Annotated in this window: 20 protein-coding genes; 15 read left to right on the top strand and 5 right to left on the bottom strand. The window is 41.5% G+C overall.

Going from position 1 to position 22,399, the window contains the following annotated elements; all coding sequences use genetic code 11:
- Positions 1-10 precede the first annotated feature (10 nt).
- The 3 genes from sufB (at position 11) to AC3WTB_RS06315 (ending at position 4,212) form a co-directional block, all read left to right on the top strand.
- Positions 11-1,408 (top strand): Fe-S cluster assembly protein SufB, encoded by a 1,398-nt coding sequence (gene sufB / locus AC3WTB_RS06325; RefSeq protein WP_017368012.1) that lies wholly within the window; start codon positions 11-13, stop codon positions 1,406-1,408.
- 323 nt (positions 1,409-1,731) lie between these two features.
- Positions 1,732-2,298: a TetR/AcrR family transcriptional regulator gene (locus AC3WTB_RS06320; protein WP_058838126.1), complete on the top strand. Its 567-nt coding sequence runs from the start codon at positions 1,732-1,734 to the stop codon at positions 2,296-2,298.
- Between the two features lie 57 nt (positions 2,299-2,355).
- A complete protein-coding gene (locus AC3WTB_RS06315) occupies positions 2,356-4,212 on the top strand; it encodes an alpha/beta fold hydrolase (RefSeq protein WP_404527511.1) in 1,857 nt (618 codons plus the stop codon).
- 167 nt (positions 4,213-4,379) lie between these two features.
- On the opposite strand, the gene AC3WTB_RS06310 is transcribed toward AC3WTB_RS06315, so the two are convergent.
- Positions 4,380-5,024, bottom strand: a complete 645-nt coding sequence (locus tag AC3WTB_RS06310) for an FMN-dependent NADH-azoreductase (protein ID WP_492333478.1) — start codon at positions 5,022-5,024, stop codon at positions 4,380-4,382.
- An 82-nt stretch (positions 5,025-5,106) separates the two neighbouring features.
- On the opposite strand from AC3WTB_RS06310, the gene AC3WTB_RS06305 reads away from it, so the two are divergent.
- Positions 5,107-6,039 (top strand): helix-turn-helix transcriptional regulator, encoded by a 933-nt coding sequence (locus tag AC3WTB_RS06305; RefSeq protein WP_492333477.1) that lies wholly within the window; start codon positions 5,107-5,109, stop codon positions 6,037-6,039.
- Positions 6,040-6,122: 83 nt separating this feature from the next.
- Here the strand turns inward: AC3WTB_RS06305 and AC3WTB_RS06300 are convergent, their stop codons facing one another.
- Complete coding sequence (locus tag AC3WTB_RS06300; protein ID WP_247543707.1) at positions 6,123-7,325, bottom strand: DUF418 domain-containing protein; 1,203 nt, start codon at positions 7,323-7,325, stop codon at positions 6,123-6,125.
- A gap of 250 nt (positions 7,326-7,575) precedes the next feature.
- Here AC3WTB_RS06300 and AC3WTB_RS06295 point away from each other — a divergent pair, with 250 nt between their 5' ends.
- The 8 genes from AC3WTB_RS06295 to AC3WTB_RS06260 all read left to right on the top strand — a co-directional run bounded on the left by AC3WTB_RS06295 (position 7,576) and on the right by AC3WTB_RS06260 (position 15,146).
- Positions 7,576-8,271 (top strand): response regulator transcription factor, encoded by a 696-nt coding sequence (locus AC3WTB_RS06295; protein WP_492333476.1) that lies wholly within the window; start codon positions 7,576-7,578, stop codon positions 8,269-8,271.
- The gene (locus tag AC3WTB_RS06290; protein WP_492333475.1) at positions 8,258-9,565 is read left to right on the top strand and encodes a HAMP domain-containing sensor histidine kinase; all 1,308 of its coding nucleotides are present in this window, start codon (positions 8,258-8,260) and stop codon (positions 9,563-9,565) included. The genes AC3WTB_RS06295 and AC3WTB_RS06290 overlap by 14 nt, the downstream gene beginning before the upstream one ends.
- Positions 9,566-9,602: 37 nt before the next feature.
- Positions 9,603-10,031, top strand: a complete 429-nt coding sequence (gene psiE, locus AC3WTB_RS06285) for a phosphate-starvation-inducible protein PsiE (protein ID WP_039181241.1) — start codon at positions 9,603-9,605, stop codon at positions 10,029-10,031.
- A 225-nt stretch (positions 10,032-10,256) separates the two neighbouring features.
- Positions 10,257-11,168 carry an alpha/beta hydrolase gene (locus tag AC3WTB_RS06280; RefSeq protein WP_492333474.1) on the top strand — a complete coding sequence of 304 codons (912 nt, stop codon included), beginning with the start codon at positions 10,257-10,259 and terminating at the stop codon, positions 11,166-11,168.
- Positions 11,169-11,304: 136 nt separating this feature from the next.
- Positions 11,305-12,261, top strand: a complete 957-nt coding sequence (locus tag AC3WTB_RS06275; protein WP_039181238.1) for an ABC transporter substrate-binding protein — start codon at positions 11,305-11,307, stop codon at positions 12,259-12,261.
- Positions 12,262-12,334: 73 nt separating this feature from the next.
- On the top strand, positions 12,335-13,351 hold the full coding sequence (locus AC3WTB_RS06270; protein ID WP_039181235.1) for a FecCD family ABC transporter permease: 1,017 nt from the start codon (positions 12,335-12,337) through the stop codon (positions 13,349-13,351).
- The gene (locus AC3WTB_RS06265; protein ID WP_492333473.1) at positions 13,344-14,381 is read left to right on the top strand and encodes a FecCD family ABC transporter permease; all 1,038 of its coding nucleotides are present in this window, start codon (positions 13,344-13,346) and stop codon (positions 14,379-14,381) included. Before AC3WTB_RS06270 ends, AC3WTB_RS06265 begins: the two co-directional genes overlap by 8 nt.
- Positions 14,382-14,402: 21 nt before the next feature.
- A complete protein-coding gene (locus tag AC3WTB_RS06260) occupies positions 14,403-15,146 on the top strand; it encodes an IucA/IucC family C-terminal-domain containing protein (protein ID WP_059375973.1) in 744 nt (247 codons plus the stop codon).
- A 12-nt stretch (positions 15,147-15,158) separates the two neighbouring features.
- Here the strand turns inward: AC3WTB_RS06260 and AC3WTB_RS06255 are convergent, their stop codons facing one another.
- Positions 15,159-16,037, bottom strand: a complete 879-nt coding sequence (locus tag AC3WTB_RS06255; protein ID WP_440602130.1) for an endonuclease I family protein — start codon at positions 16,035-16,037, stop codon at positions 15,159-15,161.
- Between the two features lie 171 nt (positions 16,038-16,208).
- Here AC3WTB_RS06255 and AC3WTB_RS06250 point away from each other — a divergent pair, with 171 nt between their 5' ends.
- From AC3WTB_RS06250 to AC3WTB_RS06240, 3 genes are all read left to right on the top strand, one after another.
- On the top strand, positions 16,209-17,444 hold the full coding sequence (locus AC3WTB_RS06250) for a pyridoxal-phosphate-dependent aminotransferase family protein (protein ID WP_492333472.1): 1,236 nt from the start codon (positions 16,209-16,211) through the stop codon (positions 17,442-17,444).
- A 155-nt stretch (positions 17,445-17,599) separates the two neighbouring features.
- Positions 17,600-18,799, top strand: a complete 1,200-nt coding sequence (locus tag AC3WTB_RS06245) for an MFS transporter (RefSeq protein ID WP_369879909.1) — start codon at positions 17,600-17,602, stop codon at positions 18,797-18,799.
- A gap of 290 nt (positions 18,800-19,089) precedes the next feature.
- Positions 19,090-19,818, top strand: coding sequence for an NPP1 family protein (locus tag AC3WTB_RS06240; protein ID WP_039181218.1), 729 nt, complete (start codon positions 19,090-19,092; stop codon positions 19,816-19,818).
- Between the two features lie 65 nt (positions 19,819-19,883).
- On the opposite strand, the gene AC3WTB_RS06235 is transcribed toward AC3WTB_RS06240, so the two are convergent.
- Both AC3WTB_RS06235 and AC3WTB_RS06230 read right to left on the bottom strand, forming a co-directional pair.
- Positions 19,884-21,041: an oxalate decarboxylase family bicupin gene (locus AC3WTB_RS06235; protein ID WP_492333471.1), complete on the bottom strand. Its 1,158-nt coding sequence runs from the start codon at positions 21,039-21,041 to the stop codon at positions 19,884-19,886.
- Between the two features lie 64 nt (positions 21,042-21,105).
- Entirely contained in the window at positions 21,106-22,275 is a 1,170-nt protein-coding gene (locus AC3WTB_RS06230; protein ID WP_144490152.1) for a PucR family transcriptional regulator, read from the bottom strand.
- Between the last annotated feature and the right edge of the window lie 124 nt (positions 22,276-22,399).

The raw sequence follows: 22,399 nt of genomic DNA, 5'->3' as shown, positions 1-22,399 counted from the left end.
GTGAAAATGGATGGCTAAAAAAATGCCAGATGTTGGTGAATATAAATACGGCTTTTCTGATAAAGACGTTTCCATTTTCCGTTCAGAGCGCGGACTGACAAAAGAGATCGTTGAAGAAATTTCTCGTATGAAAGAAGAGCCTCAGTGGATGCTCGACTTCCGTTTGAAATCTCTTGAGCACTTTTACAACATGCCGATGCCACAATGGGGCGGAGATTTAAATGCATTAAACTTTGATGAAATTACGTACTACGTAAAGCCATCTGAGCGTTCTGAGCGTTCTTGGGATGAAGTACCAGAAGAAATCAAACAAACCTTTGATAAGCTTGGTATCCCAGAAGCAGAGCAAAAATATTTAGCAGGTGTATCTGCTCAGTATGAATCTGAAGTTGTGTATCACAACATGAAGCAAGATCTTGAAGATCTAGGAATTGTGTTTAAAGATACAGACAGCGCATTAAAAGAGAACGAAGACATCTTCCGTGAGCACTGGGCAAAAGTCATTCCTCCGACTGACAACAAATTTGCTGCGCTTAACTCGGCTGTATGGTCTGGTGGTTCATTTATCTACGTACCAAAAGGCGTAAAAGTAGATACTCCACTTCAAGCATACTTCCGTATCAACTCTGAAAACATGGGTCAGTTTGAGCGTACACTGATCATCGTTGACGAAGGCGCACATGTGCATTACGTAGAAGGCTGTACAGCTCCAGTTTACACAACAAACTCACTTCACAGTGCGGTTGTTGAAATCATCGTCAAAAAAGGCGGCTACTGCCGTTATACAACGATTCAAAACTGGGCAAACAACGTCTTCAACCTTGTGACAAAACGTACGATTTGTGAAGAGAATGCAACAATGGAATGGATTGATGGAAACATCGGTTCTAAGCTGACAATGAAATACCCAGCAGTCATCCTAAAAGGTGAAGGCGCTCGTGGTATGACATTAAGTATTGCCCTTGCAGGTAAAGGTCAGCACCAAGATGCAGGTGCGAAAATGATTCACCTTGCACCAAACACATCTTCAACGATCGTATCGAAATCGATTTCGAAACAAGGCGGTAAAGTAACGTACCGCGGAATCGTTCACTTCGGACGCAAAGCAGAAGGTGCACGCTCAAACATCGAGTGTGACACACTCATCATGGATAACAAATCAACATCTGATACGATCCCTTACAATGAAATCTTAAACGACAACATTTCATTAGAGCACGAAGCGAAGGTATCGAAAGTATCAGAAGAACAGCTATTCTACTTGATGAGCCGCGGAATTTCTGAAGAAGAAGCAACAGAAATGATCGTCATGGGCTTCATCGAGCCATTCACAAAAGAACTGCCAATGGAATACGCCGTTGAAATGAACCGCTTGATTAAGTTTGAAATGGAAGGTTCTATTGGTTAATAAAAAACATTGATACACAACGCTTTTTGAAGGCATTTAATTTCGAGTGATACCACTTGTTAATTAAGCTTTCATGGCGTTGTTTTTTTTATGTAAATGTGGAGAAGTATCCAGTGTTCATCATCAACAAATGGCTCTTACTCACATTCCTGAAGAAACGACAGATGTATTTAGTTCGTGAAGTCAGATCCATCCCTCCAATATCATCATCATTAAAGCCATCATATTTTTCTGTGGAATCAAACTTATTTCTAAATGAACATAAATACTTGCAACATTTAAATTAGTACTGTATAGTTCTAATTATGACAAAGGTAAAATTAATGAATCAAAAACGTGTGCTTGAAGTAGCTGCAACATTATTTTTGGAAAAAGGGTTTGCTTATACAAGTATGGATGAATTGGTACGTGTAAGCAAAGTGTCAAAGTCTAATGTGTATTATCACTTTTCTAATAAGGAGGAATTATTAGCAGGGGTCGTTGATTATTGGATTGACATGTATCAAGCTGCAATAGACGACGTAATTTCTCAGACCCAATTTTCAGTTGAAGATCGTATCCAACTGTTTTTAAAGCAATTATCACAAGGCGTTCAGTCGAGAGAGTATAAGGGCGGCTGTCCATTTATTACTCTTTATATTCAAAGTCCTGCACAGGCCACGCAAATAAAAGAAAAAATAGGTCTTTTTTTCACAGGATTACAAAAGAAAGTTTCTCTATTACTGAAACAAGGTGTAGAGAGCGGGGAATTCCGAAATACGATTCATATTGATGAGGTGGCATCACTTTTTATTACAAATCTTGAAGGAGCGTTATTTATTTCAGAAACATTGAAGGATGCCACTGTCATCACAAAAACAGCAGATCATTTATTTAACTTGCTTCGATAAAGAAGCATTTTTTTTACATCAAATTAGTACTAAGTAGTACTAAAAAGGAGACTTTATATGAAAACAGTATTTTTAACAGGTGGAACAGGCTTTATTGGAAAGCAATTAGTCGAAGAATTAGCCAAAGAGGATGTGAACATTCTTCTTTTAGTGAGGTCGAAAAGTAAAGCAACACGTATTTTTCAAGAAAGAGGCATTTTAAAACAGGAAGTGATGCACTTTATTGAAGGTGATTTAACGAAAGTAGATTTAGGTCTAAGTGCTAAAGATATGGAGATGGTGTTGAAAACGGATGTGCTGATTCACGCAGGAGGCCCCATGGATATTCAAGCGACAAGTAACGAGGCAGCTTCCGTCTTTTTAAATGGCGCCAAATATATTGGTGAATTAGCTAAAAGTATTCATCAATTGAAGGGCTTGCAGCATTTTATTCATGTTGTCGGTTATATGAGTCCCTTTGATGATGAAAATAGCAGGATTGCCATTGATGTGTTTAAAGAAGGAAACAATTATTTGAAAATCAAAAATCCATATGAGAGAACAAAATTTTTAGCAGACCTTTATATCCGTCAACAGGCCACAGCACTAGGTTATCCGCTGTCTGTCATTAATCCGCCAACTATAGTCGGCAGTAGTAAAACAGGGAGTACAGAGCAGATAGCAGGATTAGGTTTGCTTGTGACGAGTATACGAAGAGGGCTCATGCCGGTGATTCCTGGAGGTAAGGGATATAGGCTGCCACTGATTTCAAACGATGAGTTTGCAAAATTTATTGTGCAGGTTCTCAGGATCGAACAGCCGGCTATTCAAACATATACACTTGTTGAAGACAAAGAGAACGATCCGAACATTGCTGAATTATTAAGTGTGATGTCGGAAAGTATGAATATGAGGGCACCCAAAATCTCTGTCCCAATGCCGCTTATGAAAACAATAATGAAAAGTGGAGTAAGTAAAATAACAAACATTCCTTCTGATGGACTCAATTTTATGACTAAACGAACATTTTCAAATGCTTCAGTGAAAAACATAATGGGAGGGGATTGGTTTAAGAAGACGAGTGTCATGAACTTTATCCCTGCCGTAGTAGCTGATCTGGATTATCGAATGATGGATCAACATGGTGAGCATTATCATGTATTTGAGCGAACATTATGCGATAACAACACCCTTTACCAATTACAAGGAGAAGGGAAACCGTTTATTTTATTACATGGTTTATTGAGTGATGGAGAGGATTTATTTCCTTTAGCGCAAGAGCTTCATGAAAAAACGGGTCAACCTGTATGGATCTTGGATCTTCCTGGCTTGGGACGATCTCCTTTTAAACGAGAGAAAAACCTTCTAGATATCTACTTGAATGTAGTGAAAAAGTTATTGGAGAAAGCGACAAATGGTGCACATCTCATTGGTCATTCATTCGGTGCATTTATCTTACTTGAAGCATTGGGACAAGGGTACATAGATAAGAAGTATTCAATCACTTTACTTCAGCCGCCTGTTGCTAAAGAAAATGCTAAATCGCTAAATGTTCCACAATGGATGAACAAATGGACATTAAAATTAGCAACTTCTAAAATGATAGAGCGTTATTTATTAAGTAATGGTTTGTTTGAAAGGACGGAGAGCATCCCTGAACATTATATTGAAAAAATCAGAAACAGCTTTACTTCTCCTAGAATTTTAAATACGACGGTTCAGCTTAGCCATTTACTATTGAAAAACGATCACGGTGATTTCAATGAAGCAACAAAGCATAATCTTCACATGATTTGGGGGGAGTATGACAAAGGCTATTCTGCTCCATCGCATCTTGGTAAGGTTGATTTAGTTCCGTATGGCCATCATTTTCCTCTTAGCCATCCGCGTGAAACGGCAGTATTGGTTATAAAAAATAGTCTTACTAGCAGTTGAGAATGTGGCATAAATAAAGTATGTCGTAATTGAAATGAAGTCGCAGTGCTTGGGGTCTCGCCGATGTACATCAACTGAAAGATTTTATAGCACCCTAAAACGAAAAAGGTGATTTTTATCAAAAAATGCACGATTTTTCGTTTTGGGTCTTTTTGATTAAATAGAAGTTAACTAGGTGCATAAAACTCCTCTAAGGTTTTCGTCATATCATCAGATGCGGATTGTAAGATGGCATCTTGCTCTAAAATCGCTGTTCCTTGTGCTCGGACAATATGAAATTGTTGAAAGCCCATCAAGTTTTGGAATATTTCTTTTAGGTAATGATGTGAAAATTCCAGAGGTGTATATCGATCGTTATTTGTGAAAATTGAGCCGCTTGCTTGAAGTAAAAGTACACGATAATCGTCAGTCATCAGACCAACAGAACCACTTTCTGTATATTTGAACGTTTCTCTCGCAATAAAGATATTATCTATATAATCTTTCATTCGTGAAGTCACATTGAAATTATGAACAGGTGACACGATCACAATTCGATGATGTGCTTTGAATTGAGCCAATAAAGCAGATGAAGCAGCGGCGATTTTTTCTTCCGTAGCCGTTAATGTTTGTTCGGATGCTTGCTTATCCCAAACACCTAGCAGCTGTTCTTTTTCAATACGAGGAATTTCAGTTCCATATAAATGTAAAATCGTTGGTTCGTCATGAGGAAACCTTTCTTTAAACTGTTTTAAAAATAGTGTTTGCAGTTTGCTTGAATAACTTTCTCGATGAGTGAAATCTGGGTGTGCGTTAATGATTAATGTTTGCATGTACATGCTCCTTTTCTTTTGATAAGCTGAGTATAAATGATAAAGGTGACAAAAGAAGGCACCTTTTTAAGAGGGAATACAAATGAAAAAATCAGAACGATTAAACCAAGAACTTATTTTTTTAAGTGATAAACACTCTTTTCAGTTAAAGGATTTACAATCCGAATTTCGCATTTCTAAAAGGACGGCTTTAAGGGATATAGAAGAGCTAGAGTCAATGGGCTTAGCTTTTTACGTTGAAAATGGCAGACACGGAGGATATCGACTTGTGAATCAATCTCCATTGGTTCCTATTTATTTCAATATAGAAGAAGTCCAAGCTATTTTTTTCGCTCTTAAAGCGCTAGACCTGGTGTCAGCAACACCATTTAAAAAATCCTACTCACAAATTCGCCAAAAGCTGTTTGCCACAATGTCTGATGAGAGAAAGCAAATGATTACGGAGACTTTGGATGTGATTCATTACTATAATGTCGCACCAGTTAGTGAACAAAATCATTTGGAATTGATTTTACAGGCGATGATGGAAGATCAAATAGTAAAGATGACGTACACTCAATATGAAAATAAATGGATCAGGCTGCAATTTCTTGAGTTGTTTTATCGAAATGGCATTTGGTTTACTCAAGCATATGATGTTCAAAATAAAAAGTGGGGCATCTATAGATGTGACTTTATGAAGGACATGGTGATTGAAGAAGAAATCAGAGACACATTTACAAAGGAAGAATTAAAAGAACTGCAGCTCGAATATGAAAAAACTTATCATGATATCTCATTTAAATGTCGATTAACGGAACAAGGAAAAGAAAAGTTTTTGAAGCATCATTACCCAAATATGAAATTGGAGATCGTTGATCATATTCCTTATATTGTGGGTGGGTACAATCAAGAAGAATTATCATATATGACACACTATTTGATGTCATTCGGGAAACATGTGAAAATTGAATACCCAGATGAATTGAAAGAAAGTTATTTGAATCAATTGCGAGAAGTGATTGACCAGTATTAAATCACAAAAAACTAATATACTACAGAAAAGGCGAACCATTAAAGTTCGCCTTTTCTCACTCTTTTTAACTACTATGATGTCAGTTACTTCGCCACATGCATCGTGCTTGTTTTCGATTTATCATCGACCTTCCCATACGTCAGCTGACGCCAAATAAACTCCATCGGGCCATATTTAAACCGCTTTAACCATAGCGTACTGAAGAGCACTAGGAAGACATAAACCCCCAGCCCAATCATAAACGTGCCAGCTGGCTGAAGATGATTGGCAAGTCCGGCTCCGTATCTCAGAAATAGCATTGTGCCAATGATGGAGTGAAGCAAATAACAGGTCAACGACATCCGTCCAACTTTGGTAAAGATCATCAAAGCACCTCGCAGCTGAGGAACGTGCAGAAACAGCATTGCAAGTGTACTCATATAGAACATACTGCCAGTTAATCCGCCGTTTTGTTCAAGGGCAGAGGCAATATTCATCCAGAGCGTATTTTCAAAAGGATTGACCGCTGTAATGATCGTACTGCCTTGTGTGATGAGAAACGCGATTGTACAAATGATCCAAATGCGATTCCAAATCGCTTTTTTCGCCTCCATGTTTTTGAAAAACTCCATTTTCACAAAATAAACACCAAGTAAAAACATGAAGAACATAGAATAGACGGTAGAAAAAGAACTGGAAGCCATTGTGACCATATCTGTCCACCGATCACCAATAGATGCTAAATAAGTCAGGCTGTTGTGGCTGGCTAGCTCGAAATCAGCAAAATCCGGCTTGCCTGATGCTGTGTTCATGGTATTGAACAGCATCGTGAAAATAGGTGTGAGCAATTGAATCACAAAGAGTGTGATCAGCCAGTATAGGATGGTTTTGGCTGTTCGTTTGTAAAAGAACAGCAATAAAAAGCCAGCGACTGCATAATAGGCCAAAATGTCACCAATCCAAACAAAGGTCAAATGCAGAAGTCCAAATCCTAAGAGAATGGTTAATCTGCGGGCAAACAGCTTGTTCGGACTGTCTACCTTCTGAGCAGCTCGGTCCATAAAAATCATAAAACCAACCCCGAATAGAAAGGAAAACAGTGTAATGAATTTCCCCGAGGCAAACCAATTCACCACATTGTGAAAGACATCATTTGACTGCATGTCAAATCCCTTGGCCGAATCCACGATCAAAAAGTAATTGACTAGAATAATCCCCATTAAGGCGAATCCTCGTACGATGTCCAAGAAATGAACCCTTTCTCGCAGACTCATCGGTTGTCCGTGTGCTACTTTGTTTGCATTCATATCGATGCTCCTTTTCTTGTTATGATAAATGTCATTCGGATCAATTCATTGATCCTTACAATGAATCAATATACGGCCCAATTCTTAACAATTTATGAAGATCCAATTTTTTGAAAATAAATGTGACAAATTGATGGCGTATGCTCAACTTCATAAACTGTTAAGGTTTATGCTGTATCTTTTCACATAGCTAGATGATATATAGTAAAGACATAAAAGAAAGAGCAACACATTACATGAGGTGAGAGACATGACCCATCGAATAATAGTCGTAGAAGATGATCAGGATATTGGTGACCTTCTGCAGGAATCCCTTTCACGTGCAGGATATGAGGTGCTAAGAGCGATGAATGGCGAGCAAGCATTGAAGCTTGTGGATGATTCGCTCGATTTGGTGATTTTAGATGTGATGATGCCTGGGCTCTCAGGCATCGAAACATGCCAGCACATAAGAGCCTCATCTAACGTTCCGATTCTATTTCTGACAGCCAAGTCGAGCACATTCGATAAAACTGAAGGATTACTTGCCGGTGGGGATGATTATATGACAAAGCCCTTCTCAGAAGAGGAGCTTCATGCTAGAGTCATTGCACAATTACGCAGGTATACCGTCTATCTGGAAAAAAAGGGGCAGGTAGAGACCTTTCTTGTTGGGGGTAAGCTGAAGGTAAGTGAAGAATTTAATGAAGTATGGAAAGAAAACCAGCAAATTAAGCTGTCTGATCTAGAATATCGGATGTTAAAGCTGCTCATGAGCAGGCGAAACAAAATATTTTCTGCTCAAAATATTTATGAAAGCGTGTGGGGACAGCCCTATTTCTATTGTTCCAACAATACGGTGATGGTGCATATTCGAAAGCTTCGTGCCAAAATTGAAGATGATCCTGCGCGCCCTGTATATATCAAAACCGAATGGGGAAGAGGATATCGATTTGGCACAACGTAAATATACACTGACCAAAAAGCTGGCTCTGTTGATTTTGGCGGCTGCAATTGTGAGTGGTATTGTCTTTTTGACGCTGCAAAAGATCACCAATGATTTAATTGATGGATATTTGAGTTCTGACGAGTATTACGAGCAGGAGTCAGCCAAGTATATTCAAAAATTCAGCCGCTACGTGTCTGAGAATGAGCTGTCTTCAACGGATCGAAAAGCGTTTGGCGAGTGGGTGAAAAAAGAGAATTACATTAATTTGACCATTTTCAAGGATCAAGTGCTGCAATATGACTCTATTTATTCCGCTGCCGATGAATCGGCGTACGGAAAAGAAAAGATGGCCCAGTACGCTGAACACCATTCGTATCCGATTCAGTTTAGCGACGGTAAAGGCCGCGTCATGGTGGACGGTTTCTATTCATCTCGCTACCATGATCTTGCCTTTACACTCGAGCTGCTCGGGGCGACGCTTATATTTCTCCTCATAGTTCTTCTTGGCATTCGCAAAAGTCTGCGCTACCTGCAAATGATTCATCAAGAGATTCATATTCTTGAAGGCGGAGAGCTGGACTATGAGATGACTGTAAAAGGGCATGATGAATTAGCGATGATTGCCAAAAGTATTGAGGATCTGCGAAAAGCCTTTTTAGACAAGCTTCAAGCCATTGATGAGCTGCAAGAAGAGAGCCGCAGCTTGGTCACCGAAATGTCCCATGATATGAGGACACCGCTGACGTCGTTGATGATGAATCTGGAGTTTGCGAAAAAAGAGGAGACTGGAGCGAATACCCGTAAAGATCAATATATAGCGAGTGCCTACGGGAAAGCACTGCAATTAAAAAATCTGTCTGATAATCTGTTTGCCTATTTTCTGCTGGATAAAGAACATGAATCTGAGCTTGAGACCGTTGCAGTCAAAGAGGTGATTTACGATCTCCTGTCAGATCAAGTGGCCATTCTGCATCAAGAGAACTTTAAGGTTCATCTTTTAGGAGAGCTGCCTGACAGCTATATCAATGTGAATGTCGAGCTGCTTGGCCGAGTATTTGATAATGTGATGTCCAATTTAAGGAAATACGCAGATCCTAAAAAGGATATCAACCTCACGTTTTTATCCGATCAAGAAATCTTTGAGATCCATATCAGCAATGCGATAAACGAGACAAATGACACGCAGGAAAGTACTGGACTTGGTGAACGAAGCATCAAACGAATGATGTCCCGCATGCACGGGCAGTTTGAAAGTATAGAAAGGAACGATGTTTACTACATCGTGCTGCGATTTTGGAACATCAAAATGTAGAAAACAAATGAATATACTGGAATGGAGAGACAACTCAATGAAACGATTCAACAACTTCCAAAAGATACCTGATCTCTTACAAGGCCTTCTCAATATCTGTCTGTTCTTTTTGGCCATCGCTTTAAGTGTTCTCTTAATCAGTGAAACATGGTACATTGTCCAATTTGTTTATAAGACACTGTTTAACAAAGGAGAAAGCTATTATGGAATGCTTGGGGAACTGCTGATCTTCTTTATGTACTTTGAGTTTATTGCCTTAATTATTAAATACTTTAAATCTAACTTTCATTTCCCACTTCGTTATTTTATTTATATAGGGATCACAGCTGTTATCCGTTTAATTATCATTGATCATGAAGAGGCGGTATCGACCTTCTGGTGGGCGCTGGCCATTCTTGCTATGACCTGTGCACTCTTTATCGCGAGCAAAAGAGATGCTGCTCAAGAGCATGAGGAAGTGAAGTAAGGAAAGAAGACGAACGATGGACGTTCGTCTTTTGATCATTCATAAAGAGATGTACAGTATGATGAAAGGCGTTTGACAAAGCACGACTTTATTGACATGTTCTTATGGTATGCTTTAGAAAAAGTAAGACCTTCCCTCTGCAGGATATGAATGAATAGGATGCAGGAAGGAGGATGACTAATTCGGCTTAGTCATTCTCATTTCTGGCTAAAGGAGCGAAATCAATTGACACACACCAAGACAGAATCATTCTCGTTTACAAGTATGCAACAAGCAGCCTCTGTACATATTCCAGAAAGACAATTCATTTCATCACATGATGGTACAAGCCTTGCGTATTATCCATTTTTATCAGAAAAGAAGACGCAGGCCAATGTGATCTTGATTCATGGCGGTGGTGCTCATAGTTTGGCTGGTTATGAGCATATCGCTTACACACTGCAACATGATTTTCACGTAAATGTATTTTTACTTGATCTAAGAGGCCATGGCCATTCACAAGGAAAAAAAGGGGATACACCTAGTGTCACGGATGTATGGCAAGATATGTCGCAGGTTGTGGATGCCATTAAACAGGATCATAAAGGTGCCATCTACCTTTGTGGCCATTCTTCGGGAGCGGGCCTGCTGCTTAACTACTTGTCTTGGCCAAAAAAGAGAGAAGTAGACGGTTATTTTTTTATTGCACCTGAATTTGGCTATAAATCAGGTACTGCAAGGGCTGATCAAATTCCCTTTGCCACCGTTCAAGTATGGAAGTTCATTCTGTCTGCGATGACAAAAGGGAGTCTAATGAGTCATTCTGAAGCGGTACGTTTTCATTATCCTGCATGGGCAGTTGAGCAGGATCCGCTTCTGTTAACGACTATCACCGTCAATCTATCTCTTGCCTTAACACCATCTGCACCTAAGAAACAATTTGCGAAGATGGATCGGCCGTATGGCATGTTTGTAGGCAGCAAGGATGAGCTGTATGACGTCGAGACATTTCTCCCCTATCATGAGCTGCCGAAAGAACCAATCAAAAAACAATCAGTCTATCAAGTGCTGGAAGGACATACCCATTTGTCGATTTTACTAGAAGCGGGAAAACAGATTGGCAGAACCATCCAAATGTGGAATCATCCTATTTCATAAGAACAACTAGTCAACACTCTCCCATTTTCTTAAAAATTTACATTGACACCATCCTTTTCTATGATAAAATCATAATGTGATAATGAGAATCGTTATCAAACGAAATGACTACATATAGAATGGATAGGTGAGGTACATGTTCAAAAAATCTTTCTGGTCATTGCTAGTTGTGCTCTCCATCGTTTTACTAGCGGCTTGCGGCAGCAATAGCAGTGACGGCAAGTCAGGTAATAAAGAGAAAACAAGGACCGTTGAAAGCGCTATCGGTTCAACTGACAATATTAAGGATAAACCAAAGCGTATTGTGACGCTGTACCAAGGAGCAACCGATGCAGCAGTCGCTATGGGCATTAAACCAGTGGGTGTTGTTGAATCATGGCTTGAAGCACCTACGTATAAATATTTAAGAGATGACTTAAAGGATGTTAAAATTGTTGGGCAGGAAACACAGCCAAACTTAGAGGAAATTGAAAAGCTCAAGCCTGATTTGATCATTGCATCAAAAATCCGCCACGAGCAAATTTTTGATCAGCTGCAAGAGATCGCTCCAACTGTTGCAACTGAAACTGTGTTCACCTTTAAAGATACAGTGAAGTTGATGGGTGAAGCGTTAAATCAGGAAGACAAATCAAAAGAATTGCTGACGAAGTGGGATGACCGCGTCGCTGACTTCAAAGAAAAAGCGAAAAAAGACATCAAAAACTGGCCAATGAGTGTGTCTGTGGTCAACTTCCGTGCAGACCATGCTAGAATCTATCAAACTGGTTTCGCAGGGTCGATTTTAACAGAGCTAGGCTTTAAAGGACCTAAGAATGTCAAAGATAAAAAGCAAGACATTATTACACTGACAGACAAAGAGAGTATTCCGCAAATGGATGCAGATGTGATCTATTACTTCATGGATGATCAAGATAAGGCGGTTGAGAAAGCATATAAAGAGTGGACGAGTCATCCTTTATGGAAGCAGCTTGACGCAGTGAAAGCGAAACAAGTGCATAAAGTAGATGAAATCACTTGGAACATGGGCGGCGGTATTATCGCTGCAAACATGATGCTTGATGATATTTACGATCGTCTAGGAATTGATAAATAAGTCATAACAGAGGAGAAAATGTGAACATACCATTTTCTCCTTTTTTCCATAACAGATTGAAAGCGGGAATTAGATGAGAAGTTTATTAAAAAAGGATTCAAGCAAGGCACTGCTTTTTGCTGGATTCATTGTGTTGATGTTGGTCTTTTTTATGCTCAGTATTTCCCTTGGGCAAACCTCCATTTCCCTCAAAGCCACCATCCATGCTTTTCTTCAATTTGATGAATCGGATCCAAACAGTGTCATTGTCATGACATCCAGATTATCAAGAGCTTTAATCGCAACGGTCGTTGGATCTAGCCTGGCGATTTCAGGTGCACTCATGCAGGCATTGACGAGAAATCCGCTTGCGGCGCCTGATTTATTAGGAATTAATGCAGGTGGACTCTTTTTTATCGTGATTTCGATTGTTTTCTTTTCAACAGAGTCGTTAACAGGCTATATGTGGACAGCCTTTCTAGGCGCAGCGATTGCAGGGATGCTCGTTTTTCTATTGGGTTCCATTGGAAGAGATGGATTGACGCCGGTCAAAATTGTCCTTGCAGGTGCGGCGATATCTGCACTGTTTGCGTCTTTTACACAAGGTCTTTTAATCGTGAATGAACAGTCAATTCAAAGTATTTTGTTCTGGATGGCTGGTTCAGTGTCTGGAAGAAGTATTGATATGTTAATCCCTGTTTTGCCTTATATTCTAGGGGCGACGATTGTGGCGCTGCTTCTAGGACCTTCTATAAATGTTCTTTTGTCAGGAGATGATATTGCCAAAGGACTTGGCCAGCGTACATTGCTGCTGAAAATCACGATGGGTGTACTCGTCGTCTTTTTAGCTGGGGGTTCCGTTGCTGTCGCAGGTTCAATTGGCTTTGTTGGTTTTCTTGTGCCGCATATTGTGAAAAAGCTTGTCGGGCCTGACCATCGCTGGGTACTGCCGTATTGTGCCGTTGTGGGGGCGTCGCTTTTGCTTGCCGCGGATCTGGCGGCTCGTTTTCTGATCATGCCGCAGGAAGTGCCGATTGGTGTCATGACGGCGGTAGCAGGAGCGCCTCTATTTGTTTATCTCGTGCGCAAGGGGTTGAAGACAGGTGGCTAAAACATATACAGTGCGTTCTAAAGGCGGGCGCATTTCATTTCAATTTTCAAAGCGGACGTTTTTGATTTTATCTTTATTGACGGCCATTGCCTTTGGTTTATTTATTCTCAGTCTCAGTATGGGAAGCCGGTTCATTCAGCCGGTGGATGTGCTGCTTCATTTAATCGGTCAGGGAGAGGGAAATTCCTTTGTGTTAAATACGCTGAGGATTCCACGAACGCTGCTGGCTGTCTTAGTCGGAGCCTCGCTTGCGGTATCAGGGCTTATTTTGCAAGGATTGATTCGCAACCCGCTTGCATCGCCTGACATCATTGGGATTACGAGTGGTGCTTCGTTTGGTGCGATTATGTTCATCGTCTTTTGGATGGGCACTGTGCCCATTGCTTATCAATCCTTATGGGCGATTGCCGGTGCTTTTGCGGTATCGTGCCTGATCTATTTGCTGTCATGGAAAAAAGGGGTCAAACCGATCACACTTGTCCTAATGGGAATTGGGATTTCTGCCATTATGAAGGCATGTGTGACGTTTACGCTTGTTCTTAGTGATACGATGACAACGACTAAGTCGTATATTTGGCTGACGGGCAGCTTATATGGTTCTACGATGAAAGACGTCACTGCGATGCTTCCTTGGGTGATGATTATTTTACCGATTGTCATGGTGTTAGCAAGAACGATGAATGTAAAAGAACTTGGAGATGATCTTGCAACAGGTCTCGGGGTAAAAGTGCAGGCGAAACGATTATTCTTTCTCCTGATGAGTGTGACATTGGCTGGTGTTGCAGTCGCATTTGCAGGCGGCATTGAATTTGTTGGACTCATGGCGCCGCACGTTGCACGGATGATCATTGGACGTTCATTCATAGCACTTGTCCCAGCATCTGCGCTTGTTGGAAGTATTCTTGTGATGCTGGCTGATCTTGTGGCTAGAACCGCATTTCTACCGTTAGATGTCCCAGCAGGTGTATTTACGGCAGCTATTGGTGCACCGTTCTTTATTTATTTGTTATATCAACAGCGCAATCGATAAACAGAAGATGGGGGTTTTGATATGAGGCCAGAGTGGGTTGAGAGAGAATTACTTGATTTCGGGGTACACATCACAAATGGACCAATGACATCTGATCGCACACTTGCTGCGCTTTTTTCAGAAGCAGCCGTCATACGTTTATTAGAAGCTGAAAAGGAAGCGATGCATGCACCCAATCTTGCGGTAGCAGCTTCTATGTTTTCAAAGCGGTATGCCTATTTAGCCGTCAGTTCCTCTCTTTATTTGATGACGCTGTATGACGGTGTCTATCAGTTTTCACCAGCAGCATGTGCATTTAGAGAGGATCGGAAAATTGAAATAGATGAGGCAGCGTGTTCGTTTGTTCCACTAGAAGGAGATCGGCATGAATGGAGAGAGAAGGTCGTACGTGCACTGTTTACGGAGTGTGTCACACCTCTTTTAGACGTGCTGAACCGCACATCAAAACTCTCTTCTCGTATTTTATGGGAAAATGTAGCGGTTCGAATCAACTCTCTTTATCGAAGCATGATGCGGGAAGCGGAAGAACCTGCGGTGAAGCAGCGTGTGCGGGAGGATTATCTGTATCTGAAGCAGGCGGCTGGGGATGTATTTGGAGCTCAGCAAAATCCATTTCAGCACAGTTTAAACCTAGACGACAGCTTACTTGAAACATCCAACCGGAAAACCTGCTGTATGTATTATAAGCTTGAGAAAAAATCAGAGAGTCTTGATTATTGTCTTGTTTGTCCTCTTGAACAAAAGAAAGGCACTGCTTGTTTATAGCAGTGCCTTTTTTTATTCCCAAATCTCACTTGCCCATTCAGGATGATCAATAAAAGGATTGCGGTTGTGCTGATACGTTTGATATATGATCTCATTGCGGTTCCGTTCGATTTGATCGACTGGGTCCTGCTTGTGCCATTTGAGAAGCACAGACATTTTGCCGTGAAGAGGGGAGCTTCCATTATTCACTTTGTCGTTTAATTCTAAATCTGGGAAGCGGTCATCACCTTCGTAGCGAACCGCCATATAAAAGAGCATTCTCGCAACATCTCCTTTGACCCGGCTGTGAGGTTCGAATGAGTCGCTATCGTAGAAGTTGCCCGGCGCCCCTTTGTATTCATTACCGCCTGTATCAAAATCTAAATTTCCACGTGTGCTGTTCGTTTGTACATCTGTCGCACGAAGGTGGTGGAGATCTGTCCCAGGCCCTTGGCTTGTCCCAAAATTGCCATGAGACTTGGCCCAGACATGCTCTCTGTTCCACTGGCCGACATTCCCGCCATTCGCTTGCTTTGAGCGGGAGGCACCACTATAAAGCAGCAGCACATTGTTTGGGTTATTGGGGTCTTCATCTGTTTTCTTTAATGCATCCCAAACCTGGCTGTAGGATAGCTGCGTATGATCATCAATGATATCGTGTAAAGCCTTTTTAAGAGCGGGTCCTGATTTGCCAGCAGCAGATTGGTAATAGGAATCGATTTGACTTGTGGCGGCAGTTTGCGTTTGTTGTGCAGATGTTTCGTTTTGAAGCTGTAACGGGGAAAAGGTGATCGTTTGACTAGGTTCATTCAGATTGAAACCTTGAGCGTTTGCAGCTGGAGGCAGCGGGGCGGCGAATGTGCCGAATATCATGATTCCGGCGGCCACAGTTCCAAATAAAGTTCTTTTCATTCGATTTCCTCCTTGATAGGGAATGTATTCTCTTTATTTCTATCATATTGTCATGAAGAAATAAATGGATTTCTCGTAAATTTTATGTAATGAGTTCGTAGGAAAAGAGATTGCTATTTTAAGAGCATTCCTGTATAAGTGGGCTTATAAGGATGGACAGCAAGGGAGAGGATGGATAACGTGAAAGAACTGCAAACACCTTCGAGAACGATAATGACACCGGGGCCCGTAGAAGTAGATCCGAGAGTGCTCCGTGTGATGAGCACCCCTATTCTCGGTCAATTTGATCCAGCATTTACACACATAATGAACGAAACAATGACCTTATTGCGGTCACTTTTTCAAACAGAAAACAAATGGGCTTATCCAATTGACGGTACGTCCCGTTCAGGGCTTGAAGCTGTGCTCGCCAGTGTGATTGAGCCGGGAGATTCGATGCTTGTGCCTGTCTTTGGACGCTTCGGTCACTTGCTCATTGAAATAGGGCAGCGCTACGGTGCTGAGGTGCATACAATGGAATGTGAATGGGGGACGGTTTTTGATCCTGCCGACATCATCCAAGAAATAAAGCGGGTCAAGCCTAAAATCGTTGCCATGGTTCATGGTGAAACATCCACCGGACGATTGCAGCCGCTCAAGCAAATTGGTGAAGCATGCCGGGCTCTTGATGCGCTGTTCATTGTAGACGCTGTGGCGACCATTGGCGGTGTCGAGGTAAAAGTGGATGAATGGAAAATTGATGCGGCGATTGGCGGCACGCAGAAATGTTTATCTGTTCCATCAGGCATGTCACCTATTACCTATAATGACCGAGCCGCAGCTGTCATTGAATCGAGAAAGAAAGTAGAAAAAGGGATTGCGACACAGGATGAATTACAAAAACAGATCGATATTTCTCCAATCAAAAGCAATTATTTTGATTTAAGCCAGCTTCAGGATTATTGGAGCCCAAGACGATTAAATCATCATACAGAAGCGACAACGATGCTCTATGCACTGCGAGAAGGAGTTCGTCTTGTGCTGGAAGAAGGGCTATCTGAACGTTTTCAAAGGCACGCGTATCATGAAAAAGCCTTGATGAAAGGTCTTGAAGCGATGGGGCTTGAATTGTTTGGTGATCCAGATTGTAAAATGCCGGTTGTGACCTGTGTTGTCATTCCAAAAGGTATTGACGGAGAAGCGGTCCGTTTCGACCTGCTCCATCATTTTGGAATTGAGATTGCAAGCTCCTTTGGACCGCTTGCCGGCCGTATATGGAGAATTGGGACAATGGGCTACAGCTGCCGAAAGGAAAATGTGCTGTTTGTGTTAGCAGGGCTGGAAGCGATTCTCATCAAACACGGTGCATCTATCCATTGCGGAGCAGGGCTTCAGGCGGCTCTTTCTATCTATGAACATGCTGAATAGATACATCATACTCGCCACTGGCGGGTATTTTTTATTTGGAAAAGAACGCTAATTTTTGAAAAACTAGACTTATAGATAAGGTTATCGCTATACTGGAGAAGTTCTCATCCTTTTTGTCATCATTTTCATTTATTTTGCAGAAAGAGGTTTTTTGTATGAAGAAGATGGGCAGATTATACATTTTGATGCTCAATATTTTTATTGCCATGCTTGGCTTTGGCCTCATTGTACCTGTTATGCCGAGTTACATCGAAGCCTTTGGCGCAACAGGAAAAACACTCGGTTTTCTTGTCGCTGCAACAGGCCTCACACAATTTGCGTTATCGCCGATCGCCGGCGCACTGACCGATCGATTTGGACGAAGAAAATTGATCATTGCCGGGATTGCCGGCTTTACGATTGCTCAGTTTATTTTTGCTTTTGCTGATCAGCTTTGGATGCTGTTTGTGTCTCGGTTTTTAGGCGGTGCTGCCGGGGCTTTGCTCATGCCGGCCATGTTTGCATACATCGCTGATATCACAAGTGAAAAGGACCGAGGGAAAGGAATGGGTCTATTCAGTGCAGCGATGACACTAGGTTTTGTCATTGGGCCGGGAGTAGGCGGCTATTTGGTTGAGTACGGGATCGCTTTTCCATTTCTCATTGCCGGTTCCTTTGCTGCCCTTTCTACTTTGTTATCCATCCTATTCTTACCTGAAACTTTAACAAAGGAAAAGCAGGAAGAGGCGCGGCTCAACAAGGACATTCATTTCAATCCTTTTGTACAAATGATCGAGGCTCTAAAGACATCATACGGTTTTTTGTTTATATTAGCCTTTGTCCTCAATTTCGGGATCATTCACTTTGAATCGATTTTCGGCTTATATGTAGACCAAAAACACGGATTTTCGCCGAAGGATATTGCCTTTGTGATTACGGTTGCGGGTCTTGCTGGGGTGCTTGTCCAAGGTGCGTTAGTGAATGCCTGTGTGAAACGATTTGGAGAGATGAGAGTCGTGCGTTATGCGCTGTTAGGTGCGGCTTTCATGCTGATCGCCTGCCGTTTTGCGCCGTCCTTTTGGTTGATCTTTACAGGTTCGATTTTATTTTTATCGGCTACGTCATTTGTCCGTCCAGCCCTCAATACATTGCTGTCCAAGATGGCAGGCAATCAGCAAGGGATAGCAGGAGGTCTCAATACATCCTTTATGAGCCTTGCCAATATCGTCGGACCGAGTCTTGCTGGTATATTATTTGATGTGAATATTGAGTTTCCTTTTATGTTTGGAACACTGGTGCTTTGCGTCAGTTTCGCTGCATCCATCGTGTGGGGGAAAAAAGTGCAGCATGCTCATGCAGCGCAAGGAAGATTGTAGTTGATCTACAATCTTTTTTTATTGAATGAAATACATCTAGAAAAATTCCAATTAGAAATAGTATATGTTTTATATTTTATCTAAATGAATAGTATAGTTTATCAATATTTACATCTTTTACTGAGATGAAATCCATAAATTTAGGTCTTTGAGATTAATAAAAACTTGTTAATAAAATACTAAAATATACATTTTGTGTAAAAAGTGATTGATTGGCTTTTTACACAATGGTAACATCAATCTCGACAGCATGAGGTAACTGAGATAATCAAGAGAAAAGGGGATAGAAAATGAAGAAGTTTATGTTTGCCATTATATTTTTTATCGTCACCATGTTTAGTACAGCAGTGCCATCAGCAGTTCATGCGGCAGAAATTGATCATGACAAGGTAGTTGGTTTTAGAGAAGTCAATCCAACAACTGTTACACAAAAAGCAGCGAAAAAATTTCAGCCTTATTTGAAAGTATGGCATGGATGTGTACCATTCCCAGCTGTAGATGCTGCTGGAAACACAAGCAGAGGGTTAAAAACGAGCGGTTCACATAATGGTGGATGCAGCAGTAATATCGGTCAAGTATATTCACGTTCAGATTGGTACAATGGCAGCTGGGCGATTATGTATGCTTGGTATTTTCCAAAAGATAATCCATCACCGGGCTTTGGTCATCGTCATGACTGGGAATCCATTGTCGTTTGGATTGACAACCCAGCTGTAGCGAGCCCGCGTGTTCAATCGATTGCTTACTCAGGTCATGGGCAATATAAGAAAGCAGCACCGAGTGCCGCAAGTATTTTAGGAACAAATCCTTTGGTTGGTTATGATAGCAACTGGCCATTGAACCACGAGCTGGATGTAAGCGGCAATGTGAGCGGTAAAGGGATGCAGCCTTTAATTGGCTGGGATGATCTAACGCCGGCAGCAAGACATGCATTGAATACAACAGACTTTGGTAGTGCCAACGTACCATTCAAGGACAGTAACTTTAAAAACAATTTAGCAAAAGCTTGGTATCGATAAGGGTTAACCATGATAAAAAACCGATCATCTAAAAAATGATCGGTTTTTTTATCAATAAAATCGCATCATCTCTCATATTTCACGACAGGTGATTTTTCTTTATGAAGCGCACGAATCATTGCATCATCTACGTGTAAATGCTCTTTCACTAATTGAGGCGGGGTTAGGGCCATCCACTGATTCAACGAAATATCTGCAAACCGGTCACTTTTAAAAATTTCTAAAAACCAAAGGCTCGTTTGGCCGATATTTTGGATGTAATGCCCCATACCAAAAGGAACATATCCAACATCACCTGCTCTGTAATTAAAGGTGCGGGCAGTACCTCCTGCTCCAAAGACCGTCATTTTGGCCGTGCCGGTTAAATAGTATTGCCACTCATCATTATTAGGGTGCCAGTGCATTTCTCTCATGCCGCCAGGTTTTACTTCGACAAGTGCAGCCGCAATCGTTTTTGAAATCGGGAAATTCTGTGAATCGACAATTCGGACGGTTCCGCCTGAGGTCGTTAGCGGCTTTTGCCGAAGAAGCTGGTGCGTAAATGGCGGCTTGATGCTCCCGTATGGATCAGATACCATTTGGCTTTCTAATGATGCCGGCGGTGAGCCTTGAAACATATAGCGCTGCTTATTCGGAATATGGTCAAACAATTGCTTAGGAACACCAAAATTGGCGGATAGAATCTCTTTCGGTGTATGGGCAAACCAGTCTGTGATCGTGAATGTATCAAATTCAGAAAAATCGCCATCATCAAATACAAGAAGGAACTCACATCCATCCTCAAGCCCTTGGATGGAGTGCGGGATACCAGGTGGAAAATACCACAAATCGCCTTCTTCTATATCAGCGATCATATTTCGCCCTTTTGCATCTACAGATGTGATGCGGGCTTTGCCTAAAATCATATACGCCCATTCCGCCTGTTTATGCCAATGAAGCTCACGAACACCTCCGCGTGTGAGCCGCATGTTGACACCTGCAATCGTTGTTGAAACAGGCAGCTCCCGCTTCGTAATTTCCCTCGACCAGCCGCCGTGATTCAAATGCATGTGTGTATCAGAAAATGAAAATTTTAAATTAGGAATTGTTCCGGCATCGGTTTTAGGGGGAACGAGCATATCTGGGTTCTCTATATCTCGAAGGACATCACGCGGGCCTAAGTCGGTGGCACCCGCGCCATCCTTTCGAATGGGCTGCGGGATGTGACGGAGCTCATCATCCATTTGTCATCCCTCCTCGAGACTCATTTTTCTCTTCCAAACTATATGAAGCTTCGGAAGAAAAAATTCAATCAGGATGGGATGTGAGAAATCTTTGAATACGGAAGGCTAAGCGCAGCCGCAATGTTGCATCAGGATCTTTTAAGCTGATTCGAAGCAATTCTTCACACTTCTCAAGGCGATAAATGACCGTGTTGCGATGAATAGACAATCGTTTGGCTGTTTCTGAAATGTGGCAATGGGTTTCTAAATAGACAGACAAGGTGTGAAGAAGACTTTGATCGACTTGTGATGGTTCAGATAACGGGTGTAGGTGCAGCTGGTGAAACGTGATCATATCCTTTCTTGGAATAAGCCTTAGTAAATCTGGTACATCCTTCGCCTGATAAAATTGAATATAATCAGTTCGCGATGAGAGATGTCCGGTTTGAAGAGCCTCTAATGCTTCATTGTAGCCCTCAGACAGATGGTGGATTAGGCAGGCGGTCAAACTCACCCCAAAAGAAATGGTGTGATTCAATTGCAGTTTAACAAGCAGCTGCAATTGTTTTAAAAAAGAGATGAGACTGCCGCTAACCTCCGGCCAACTGCCAGTCTCCTCCATCAATACAACACCCATATCACCTTTGACAAACAGAAAGGCAGGAAATGGGCAGGTTAGAAGTGCACTTTCGAGCAGATCAATCACATGATCTAAAACCATTTGCTGCTCCATAAAACATGTGGTATCACTACGCTGGTCAAGCTGACAGATCATACATAGATAGCGGCATTCGGCGCTTAATCCAAACGATTGAGCGAAATGTAAATGATCTTGCTGGGAAAACGATGCCCTCTCTATCCATCTGCGAAAACCTTCATTTCTAGCACGCTTGGCCGTTTGCAGGGCGGCATATTGTCTCATACGAGCAATCGACATTTCGTTCACTGCTTTTGCAAGCATCCCATGCAATGCTTTATTCTGCGGGTGAATGAAAGAAAGGATGACCAGGTAATCACATGTTTGTTCGTTTAAATCAATCGGAAAGATGGAAAAGGTTTGTTTAGCATGTATCATCGAAAAAGAATGAGTTGTCCTGCTTCGAAAAAAGGGGAGAATGTGCATCCATTCTGGGCTCGTCATCATGGAGTTCGAGGTATACAGTATACGTCCATACTGATTAAACAAATAGACAGGCTCGTGAATATTTCTGGCTATTTTTTGTAATATGTCAAACTGGTTATCGTCTATGTTCATATCCACTCAATCTCCTTTATTGGTGAAGATGAATAAAAAAATGGACAATCACTGTCAACATCTCTGATATGCATTTTATGTTATCAGCTAAAATCATTTTAGATAGAAAGTTGTTAATTAATAT

It is taken from the genome of Bacillus sp. EB106-04-04-XG123 (assembly GCF_058791855.1).
Note: the sequence above shows the minus strand (reverse complement) of the source record. Positions and strands in the feature narration are given on the sequence as shown.

Excerpts from the sequence above, each read along its gene's own strand:
- sufB (WP_017368012.1), top strand. The coding sequence starts at position 11 with ATGGCTAAAAAAATGCCAGATGTTGGTGAATATAAATACGGCTTTTCT.
- AC3WTB_RS06320 (WP_058838126.1), top strand. The coding sequence starts at position 1,732 with ATGAATCAAAAACGTGTGCTTGAAGTAGCTGCAACATTATTTTTGGAA.
- AC3WTB_RS06315 (WP_404527511.1), top strand. The coding sequence starts at position 2,356 with ATGAAAACAGTATTTTTAACAGGTGGAACAGGCTTTATTGGAAAGCAA.
- AC3WTB_RS06310 (WP_492333478.1), bottom strand. The coding sequence starts at position 5,024 with ATGCAAACATTAATCATTAACGCACACCCAGATTTCACTCATCGAGAA.
- AC3WTB_RS06305 (WP_492333477.1), top strand. The coding sequence starts at position 5,107 with ATGAAAAAATCAGAACGATTAAACCAAGAACTTATTTTTTTAAGTGAT.
- AC3WTB_RS06300 (WP_247543707.1), bottom strand. The coding sequence starts at position 7,325 with ATGAATGCAAACAAAGTAGCACACGGACAACCGATGAGTCTGCGAGAA.
- AC3WTB_RS06295 (WP_492333476.1), top strand. The coding sequence starts at position 7,576 with ATGACCCATCGAATAATAGTCGTAGAAGATGATCAGGATATTGGTGAC.
- psiE (WP_039181241.1), top strand. The coding sequence starts at position 9,603 with ATGAAACGATTCAACAACTTCCAAAAGATACCTGATCTCTTACAAGGC.
- AC3WTB_RS06275 (WP_039181238.1), top strand. The coding sequence starts at position 11,305 with ATGTTCAAAAAATCTTTCTGGTCATTGCTAGTTGTGCTCTCCATCGTT.
- AC3WTB_RS06270 (WP_039181235.1), top strand. The coding sequence starts at position 12,335 with ATGAGAAGTTTATTAAAAAAGGATTCAAGCAAGGCACTGCTTTTTGCT.
- AC3WTB_RS06260 (WP_059375973.1), top strand. The coding sequence starts at position 14,403 with ATGAGGCCAGAGTGGGTTGAGAGAGAATTACTTGATTTCGGGGTACAC.
- AC3WTB_RS06255 (WP_440602130.1), bottom strand. The coding sequence starts at position 16,037 with ATGAAAAGAACTTTATTTGGAACTGTGGCCGCCGGAATCATGATATTC.
- AC3WTB_RS06250 (WP_492333472.1), top strand. The coding sequence starts at position 16,209 with ATGGATAACGTGAAAGAACTGCAAACACCTTCGAGAACGATAATGACA.
- AC3WTB_RS06245 (WP_369879909.1), top strand. The coding sequence starts at position 17,600 with ATGAAGAAGATGGGCAGATTATACATTTTGATGCTCAATATTTTTATT.
- AC3WTB_RS06240 (WP_039181218.1), top strand. The coding sequence starts at position 19,090 with ATGAAGAAGTTTATGTTTGCCATTATATTTTTTATCGTCACCATGTTT.
- AC3WTB_RS06235 (WP_492333471.1), bottom strand. The coding sequence starts at position 21,041 with ATGGATGATGAGCTCCGTCACATCCCGCAGCCCATTCGAAAGGATGGC.
- AC3WTB_RS06230 (WP_144490152.1), bottom strand. The coding sequence starts at position 22,275 with ATGAACATAGACGATAACCAGTTTGACATATTACAAAAAATAGCCAGA.